Genomic DNA, 5914 nt, shown 5'->3' on the forward strand with positions numbered 1-5914 from the left:
ATCTGATCGTCAAATCCTCCCCTACCCTGCTGCATTCCGGCACCGTCCACTCCGAACTGGTTCTGCTGGCATCCCTGCAGATTCTTCGAGTTGAAGCCGGAGTGCCCGGCCATTCCGAACTGGCCGCCCTGGGGGCCCATCCGGTGGTCTTTGCAGAGACCTACAATACCGAGTGTTCTGCAGACCTCCATCCGCTCTTTCAGCTCGGCGATGGTCATCTCCTCCATCTCAGCCATCTTCTCTTCTTTAAGAGCCTCGATCTCGGCGATGGTCATGTTCTCCAGCTCGGCCATCTTCTCCTCTCTCAGGGCTTCGATCTCCGCCAGGGTCATATCCTGCAGCTCTTCAGAGGTCAGGTCGGCCGCGAGAAGGCATGCTCCGCCGCCGATGAAGGGGCGGTCAAACCTATCCCGCCTCTGATCCCTCAGCTCGGCGAAGGTCATATTCTCCATCTCGGCCCTTCTCTCCTCTCTCAGGGCCTCGACCTCCTCTGCGGTCATGTTGGCCAGCTCGGCCCTCTTCTCCTCTCGAAGCTCCTTAAGCTCGGCGAGGGTCATCTCCTCCAGCTCCTCCTCGGTCAGGTCATCCAGGAGGAGGAACGCTCCGCCGCAGCCTCTGCCCATCTGGGGCGGGTCCATCTGACGATCGTTCATGCATCCGGTTCTGTCAGCCTTCCCACCTGAGGACGGCATCGAGAGGGCTGGCACTGCCAGAAGGCAGACCACCGCTAAGGTTATCAACGATTTTGCGAATCTCATCTTCTATACCTCACTATCGAGGACGGCCTTGCTGATAGCTTCGGCAGCGCCGTCCTCACCAAACCCTCCCTGGGCTTGAACGATAGTTAAAATTAGAGCCGAACGGCCCCGAACGAAAACCGTTCAGAACTCGCTCAGACCTGATAAAACCGTTCAGTTTTTATCAAAATGAAATTTAATGGTTTTATCCAACCTGAAAGGATAGTTTTGGGGTTAGTTTTGTGTTCAGACCGTTATTTGTCCTTTTTGCCCTGACAGGCGGCGACGATCCCGGTGGCTCCCTCGCCCTTTTCAGACGGGGGTCGCGAAAAGTCGAAGTCCCTTCGGCGCAGGATCTGGCGAGGCTTTGGTGACTTGGTGAAGGGAGATCAAATAGTCAGCCTCGACCTATTTTTATCCCTCTTCGTAAGGCTCCAGGTGGACCACCACGTCCACCACGTCCGAGACGTACTCGATCAGCCTGCGCTTCACCTCCTCGGAGATCTCGTGCCCCTTCTCCACGGAGAGACCGGGATCGACGAGGACGTGAAGGTCCACCTCAATGCCGGAGCCGATGTGGCGGGTCCTTATGGCATGGACATCCCGGACTCCGGGGGTGGCGAAGGCCAGCTGCTCGATCCCAAGACAGATCTCCTCGGGAGCGCCCCGGTCGACGAGCTGCTCCACCGAGGGCCGGACTATCTTCACCGCCGCCTGGAGGATGAAGATGGAGACGACGATCGCCCCCAGGCGGTCGAGGAAGGCGAGGCCCGGAACCAGGGCAGCCCCGGCAACGGCCGCCGCCACCGGAACGGAGCTCAGGCCATCGGATCGGTGGTGCCAGGCGTTGGCGATGAGGGCGGTTGACTTGATCTCTCTTCCCTTGGTGATGGTCCAGCGGTAGAGGAGTTCCTTGGTGAAGATGGACAAGATCGCGGCAAAGAAGGCGATGGCTCCAGGGGGCTTTGTTTGGACCTCGTGGAGGGTTGCAAGGGCGTTGTAGCTGAGCCCCAGGGCGACGGCGGCCAGGAGGAGACCGATGAAGATCGTCACCAAAAACTCGATCCTCCGGTGGCCATAGGGATGACACTCGTCCGGGGGCTTCGACCAGAGCCTGACCCCCACCAGGACCGCGATGTCGGTCGCGGTGTCCGAGAGGCTGTGGACGGCGTCCGCCAGCACCGCCTGGCTGTTTCCCAGAATTCCCGCCGCGAACTTCAGAGCGGAGAGGGCGAGGTTTATGACCAGGCCCGTCAGAGTCACTCGCTTCACCTCCGATACCTGGCGCTTGTTATCGAAATCTTGGACAGAGGAAGCACAACTCTTCGTCTCAGCCATCGGGATCTCCTCCTCGGGATATTCTTCAAGGCGCGCCTTTCGCATTATAGTTGCGGCCCTTCCGGTCCTTCCGGTCCTTCTTCAAATATCGATCTCTTCAAATGGAGATCGGCTGGGACCTGAGGATTATGGCCACCAGGACTGCCAGCATCAGGAGCCAGAGGGCCATCGCCGTCAAAGAGGCCCTCTTCGCCCTCTTCGCCTCTCGCCAGCCTAGGGGCCTGATCCCCTGGGCGAGGAAGGTTGCAACGCCCGAGAGGTTGACGGAGATGAAGTTCGCGATGAAGAGGAGCATCGCGCCCCAGGCGAGGCTCTGGTGGCCCGAGCCCATCAGAAGGCCGAAGGTGACCAGGGGCGGGAGGAGGGCGACGGCCACCATCACCCCGATCAGGGTCGCCGATACCCCCGTGGTGAAGGCGAGGGCACCCGCGCTCCCCGAGGCGAGGGCGAGGGCGACCTCGCCCAGCCCTACCCCGGTCCGGGTGGCGATCTCGGGGGTGGCGGGGTCCACCGAGAGGACCGACCCCAAGAGGTAGGAGATGACGATGGCCGTTCCGACCCCCACCAGGTTTGCCTCTAAAGCCCTCCGGGCGAGGGACCCATCCCCGAGGATGGTGGCGAGGGAGAAGGAGACGTTCGGCCCCAGGAGGGGCGCGATCACCATCGCCCCGATGATGACGGCGACGTTGCCCCGCAAAACTCCGATCGCGGCCACGATGGAGGAGAGGATCACCATGAATACGTAGATCCGAGAGAGGCCCGTGGTATAGGCGAGGTCGGCGTAGAGCTCCTCTCTCCCGATCCGCCTGCTCTTCTTCTTAGGCTTCTCTTCGGGTGAGGCTTTGGCCTCTGCCTCCTCCTCGGCCAGATCGGGCCGAGGAAGAGATGCCGCCACCGGGAGGACGACGAGCCTGCACCCTTCTGCCCTTCGAAACCTCTTTTCAAGAAGGTCGATTACCGCTTCCGAATCCGCCGTGGAAACGAGGATCTTCACCAGGATCTGGCGCTCGATGAAGGTCTTCTTCAATACCCCTTCCACAGGCCGCTCCCAGATACCCTCCAAAGGCGACGCCCAGACTCCGAGAACGGAGAGTTTGTTTAAAGTCAAAAGCCTCTCCAGACCCTCTTTCTCCTCCTCGGGGAGGACCATCTCGATCAGGCGGAGGACCATGTCAACACCATCCTGGAATCTTCCGTCGTCCAGATCTTTTCCATCATCTGGACCTCATCTGAAGGCTTCACAGCCACCCCTTCCTCCTGAAGTAGAGGAGCATGACCAGCCCTGCGACGAGCATGAAGAGGAGGACAGCGGGATAGCCCCATCGCCATCGAAGTTCGGGCATGTACTCGAAGTTCATCCCGTAGATCCCGGCGACGAGGGTGAGGGGTATGAAGATGGTGGCGATGATGGTCAGGACCTTCATCACCTCGTTCATCCTGTTGCTGATGGAGGAGAGGTAGATCTCCAGCATCCCTGAGAGGATGTCTCTGAAGGTCTCGATCGCCTCGATCACCTGGACGGTGTGGTCGTAGACGTCCCGGAGGTATATGGCCGTAGACTCCTCGAAGATCTCCGACTCGCCCCGGGAGAGGCGACTTATCACTTCCCGGAGGGGCCATACCGACTTTCGGAGGAAGATCATGTCCCTTTTCATATCGTGGATCTGCTGCGATGTATCGGAGGTGGGTTTTGTCACCAGCTCGTCCTCCAACGCCTCCAGGTCCTCGCCCACGCCCTCCAGGATCAAAAAGTAGTTGTCGACGATCGCGTCTATCAGGGCGTAGGCGAGGTAGTCCGCCCCCTTGCGCCTGATCTTACCCTTGGACTTTCTGATCCGATCCCTGACCGAATCGAAGACGTCGCCCTCCGTCTCCTGGAACGATACGACGAAGCTGCGGCCTACGATCAGGCTCACCTGTTCCGACCTGATCTCCTCATCGTCTCCTGCGGTCTCGACGCTCGCGAGCATCCTCAGGACGATGAAGACGTAATCGTCATAGTCCTCCATCTTGGGTCGCTGCTCGGTGTTGAGGATGTCCTCGAGGACCAGGGGGTGGATGTTGAAGCAATCACCGATCTTCTCTATCACCTCGGGCCGGTGGACCCCCACCACGTCCATCCAGGTTGTGGACGGTTTGGCCTTGAAGTCGAGACACTGATCGATGGAGGTGACGCAGAACTCCTGGAGCTGGTCTTGGTCGTAGTCCAGGATGGTGATCCGCACGGGCTCGGTCCTCTCCTCTCCGACGTGGACGAGGGTTCCTGGAGGGAGGCCCACCTTCTTCGTCCTGATCTTGAAGACTCGTGCCACTGCGTCTTTCACCTTTTTGGCTTTACTTGAAGTCGTCTCAGAATTTTCGCCATCAATCCGCCTCGGTCGATCGGCTCATCCGCGTCCTGCCTCAGCTCTTTTCTGGTATCGTATTCCCTTCGCCCATCTCGTGTCCTCCGAGCCGAACTTCGGGAAATCCTATGATGTCGATGGTGGTGGAGGCGAGCTTGATATTGTCGGCCTTCTCGATCTCGTCCAGGATCAGTCGGCTCAGCTTATTCTTCGTCATCCTCCGGTCCCTCACCGCCGTCATGTATCTTATGTTGAAGTTTATCCAGTTGTCCGTTAGGGCTATGAATACGGCAGGCTCCACCACCTTCCGGGGGAGGTAATATTTCTCTTCCAGGCCGGAGAGGCTCTTCTCCGCATCGTAGGCGACGGCGCCCGTCTCCCTCCGAACGACGGAGAGAATTTTGGTGACGGCCTCCCTCCAGTCGCTGTCGTAGGTTATGGGGACGCCGATCTCGTCCCAGAGGAAGGAATGATCCTTGGTGTAGTTGTTGACGCTGCCCGCGAGGATGTAGCCGTTCGGGATTATCGTCAGCCGGCCTGTGGCCTGATCTCCCGACATCCACTCTCCCATCTCCATGAGGGTGGTGTAGAGGATGTCGATGTCGATGACGTCTCCCTTCCTCGAGTTGATCTCGACTCTATCTCCTACCTTGTATATCCCGGTGACGAAGATGATGATCCCACCGACAAAGTTCTTGAAGAGGTCCTGGAGGGCGACGGCGAGGCCCGCGGCGATGATGCCGTAGGAGACGAGGAGGTTCTGAGTGCTCTCCACCCAGATGTTGATCACGACTGCTACCAGGACCACAAGGTAAACTATCGAGACCGTCTTTTTGAAGGAGTATCTGGTCTTGGAGGCCTTTATCCTCTTGATGAGGACGTCCTCGAAGAGGTGCTTGAAGAGGAGATGGATGATGGCTATCGCCGCGACGGTGTAAAAGGCCTTCTGGAGATCTATGTTAGGGTAGGCGTAGTTAACGATCCAGAGAGCAGCCGCCAAAGCGATGAGGGTGAAGAGTGTCAGAAACCGCTTGAGCATACCAAATTAACTTCTTCTAAGCATTAAATATTTTATCCGCTCTATCGCTTCGCCGCCTCAGAATAGGCCGAAGAGCTTTCCCAGGAAGAAGATGTAGAATATCACCAGCATCCACCCCTCCCAGAGGGTGATCTCCTTCTCCCATATTATGACGAAGTATAGGGAGGTGGCGACGATCATCATGGGCATGACGAAGCCCGTTATCGTCTCGGAGATCACCAGGGTCCCGAAGAGGGCGGACGTGCCCATGATACCCAGGGCGTTGAAGATGTTCGAGCCCAGGATGTTTCCGATGGCCAGCTCCGGCTTGTTCATGGCCGCGGCCCTGACGCTGACCACCAGCTCGGGGAGGGAGGTCCCCAGGGAGACGGCGCTGGCGGCGATGATCTCGGTCCCGATCCCCACCATCCCCGAGAGCTTCACCACCGAGACGACGGTGTAGTTGGCCCCCAGGT

The 5914-nt window shown here is 58.8% G+C and carries 6 protein-coding genes; all 6 read right to left on the reverse strand.

Features of this window, described 5'->3' with window-relative positions:
* Positions 1-758 (reverse strand): hypothetical protein (locus ACP5EL_RS00835; protein ID WP_428400532.1); only part of this gene is annotated, 758 nt, incomplete at its 3' end.
* 393 nt (positions 759-1151) lie between these two features.
* A complete protein-coding gene (locus tag ACP5EL_RS00840; protein ID WP_428400533.1) occupies positions 1152-2075 on the reverse strand; it encodes a cation diffusion facilitator family transporter in 924 nt (307 codons plus the stop codon).
* A gap of 97 nt (positions 2076-2172) precedes the next feature.
* Positions 2173-3246, reverse strand: a complete 1074-nt coding sequence (locus ACP5EL_RS00845; RefSeq protein WP_428400534.1) for a TIGR00341 family protein — start codon at positions 3244-3246, stop codon at positions 2173-2175.
* A 67-nt stretch (positions 3247-3313) separates the two neighbouring features.
* Positions 3314-4387 (reverse strand): magnesium/cobalt transporter CorA, encoded by a 1074-nt coding sequence (gene corA / locus ACP5EL_RS00850; RefSeq protein ID WP_428400541.1) that lies wholly within the window; start codon positions 4385-4387, stop codon positions 3314-3316.
* 91 nt (positions 4388-4478) lie between these two features.
* On the reverse strand, positions 4479-5459 hold the full coding sequence (locus ACP5EL_RS00855; RefSeq protein ID WP_428400535.1) for a mechanosensitive ion channel family protein: 981 nt from the start codon (positions 5457-5459) through the stop codon (positions 4479-4481).
* Between the two features lie 57 nt (positions 5460-5516).
* A partial coding sequence (locus ACP5EL_RS00860) for a sodium:calcium antiporter (RefSeq protein WP_428400536.1) occupies positions 5517-5914 on the reverse strand: 398 nt, incomplete at its 5' end.

It is taken from the genome of Methanocrinis sp., assembly GCF_049974945.1.
GTDB lineage: Archaea > Halobacteriota > Methanosarcinia > Methanotrichales > Methanotrichaceae > Methanocrinis.